The 502-nt window shown below is 40.8% G+C and carries 1 protein-coding gene; it reads left to right on the forward strand.

The window, feature by feature from the left end:
* A partial coding sequence (locus IEY73_RS34995) for a Kae1-like domain-containing protein (RefSeq protein ID WP_229716469.1) occupies positions 1 to 502 on the forward strand: 502 nt, incomplete at both ends.

Genomic DNA, 502 nt, shown 5'->3' on the forward strand with positions numbered 1-502 from the left:
GGCTTGTGATTTTAATACGCCCTTGTTGCAAGTCCAGCACCACCATGCCCACTTTTTAGCGAGCGTTTTAGACGCATTACTACAAGACCCGCATTTAAACGACCCCTTTATAGGTATCATCTGGGATGGGAGTGGGGCTTATGAAAATAAGATTTATGGGGCGGAGTGTTTTGTGGGGGATTTTGAACGCATTGAAGAAATCGCTAGGTTTGAAGAATTTCTGCTTTTAGGGGGGGAAAAAGCGATCAAAGAGCCTAAACGCCTGGTTTTAGAAATCGCTTTAAAACACCAACTCAACATTCTTTTAAAGCGCGTTCAAAAACATTTTAAAGAAGACGAATTAGAAATTTTTCAGCAAATGCATGACAGAGAAATTCAAAGCGTTGCTACCAATTCCATAGGGCGTTTGTTTGATATAGTAGCGTTCAGTTTGGATTTAACAGGAACGATTAGTTTTGAAGCAGAGAGCGGGCAGGTTTTAGAAAATCTAGCCTTACAAAGC

The sequence above is a fragment of the Mangrovihabitans endophyticus genome, from assembly GCF_014646155.1.
GTDB lineage: Bacteria > Actinomycetota > Actinomycetes > Mycobacteriales > Micromonosporaceae > Actinoplanes > Actinoplanes endophyticus.